The organism is Flavonifractor sp. (genome assembly GCF_019422385.1).
In the GTDB taxonomy this organism is placed as follows: Bacteria; Bacillota; Clostridia; order Oscillospirales; family Oscillospiraceae; genus Flavonifractor; species Flavonifractor avistercoris.
In genome coordinates this window covers 1-1,612 of the sequence record NZ_JAHZDL010000173.1, presented here as the reverse complement: position 1 = coordinate 1,612, position 1,612 = coordinate 1, and the positions used below count along the sequence as shown (strand labels likewise).

Here is a 1,612-nt window from a genome sequence, read left to right as displayed (position 1 = left end):
ATCGGCTGGATGGGCGAGGGCGACAAGATCATCGCCTTCGACTCCCACATCGACACCGTGGGCGTGGGCAACCGGGACAACTGGACTGCCGACCCCTACGAGGGCTACGAGGATGATGCGGTGATCTACGGCCGGGGCGGCTCCGACCAGGAGGGCGGCATGGCCGCCGCCACCTACGGCGCCAAGATCATGAAGGAGCTGGGGCTGATCCCCGACGGCTACAGGATCATGGTGGTGGGCTCCGTCCAGGAGGAGGACTGCGACGGCATGTGCTGGCAGTACATCGTCAACAAGTTCTTCCCCGCCAAGGGCATCAAGAAGGAGCAGGTGGAGTTTGTGGTGTCCACCGAGCCCACCGACGGCGGCATCTACCGGGGTCACCGGGGCCGCATGGAGATCCGGGTGGACGTCCACGGCGTGTCCTGCCACGGCTCCGCCCCCGAGCGCGGCGACAACGCCATCTACAAGATGGCCGACATCCTCCAGGATGTACGGGCCCTGAACGAGAACCCCGCCGACGACAGCGTGGAGGTCAAGGGCCTGGTGAAGATGCTGGATCCCAAGTACAACCCCGACCACTACGAGGACGCCCGCTTCCTGGGCCGGGGCACCTGCACCACCTCCCAGATCTTCTACACCTCCCCCAGCCGCTGCGCCGTGGCCGACTCCTGCTCCATCTCCATCGACCGCCGCATGACCGCCGGCGAGACCTGGGACTCCTGCCTCCAGGAGATCCGCGATCTGCCCAGCGTGAAGAAGTACGGCGACGACGTGAAGGTGTCCATGTACATGTATGACCGGCCCTCCTGGACCGGCGAGGTGTACGAGACCGAGTGCTACTTCCCCACCTGGATCAACAAGGCCAGCGCCGCCCACGTCCAGGCCCTGGTGGACGCCCACCACGCCCTGTGGGGCGACGAGCGCATCGGCTACGCCGACGCCGACCAGGCCCGGGACGCCATGCACCTGCGCACCGGCCGCCCCCTCACCGACAAGTGGACTTTCTCCACCAACGGCGTGGCCATCCAGGGCCGCTACGGCATCCCCTGCGTGGGCTTCGGCCCCGGCGCCGAGAGCCAGGCCCACGCCCCCAACGAGATCACCTGGAAGGGGGATCTGGTGACCTGCGCCGCCCTGTACGCCGCCGTGCCCGGCCTGTACAAGGAGGAGAACAAGACCGCCGACGTGTCCCAGTTCCGGGCGGGCAAGACCAATAATGATATCCAGTAAGCGCAGGGTACACCAAATCCCCCTGTAGGGCGGGGGCTTGCCCCCGCCGCCCGAGCCCAGCGCTGATTCCGCAGGGGCGGCCAGTGACCGCCCCTGCCATACAACAAAACAGAAAAGGAGATTGCCGCTATGGAAAATCTGCAGAAATATATTGACAAGCTGAACAGCCTGAACTTCAAGGACATGTACGAGGGGGACTTCTTCCTGACCTGGGAGAAGTCCGACGACGAGCTGGCCGCCGTGTTCGCCGTGGCCGACGCCCTGCGCAACCTGCGGGAGCGCAACATCTCCACCAAGATCTTCGACTCCGGCCTGGGCATCTCCCTGTTCCGGGACAACTCCACCCGCACCCGCTTCTCCTTCGCCTCCGCCTGCAACCTGC

Annotated in this window: 1 protein-coding gene and 1 pseudogene; both read left to right on the top strand. The window is 65.7% G+C overall.

Features of this window, described 5'->3' with window-relative positions; all coding sequences use genetic code 11:
* A partial coding sequence (locus QZ378_RS12890; protein ID WP_291258557.1) for a YgeY family selenium metabolism-linked hydrolase occupies positions 1–1,230 on the top strand: 1,230 nt, incomplete at its 5' end.
* A gap of 129 nt (positions 1,231–1,359) precedes the next feature.
* Positions 1,360–1,612 (top strand): annotated as a pseudogene (locus QZ378_RS12885) (knotted carbamoyltransferase YgeW); the annotation flags it as partial.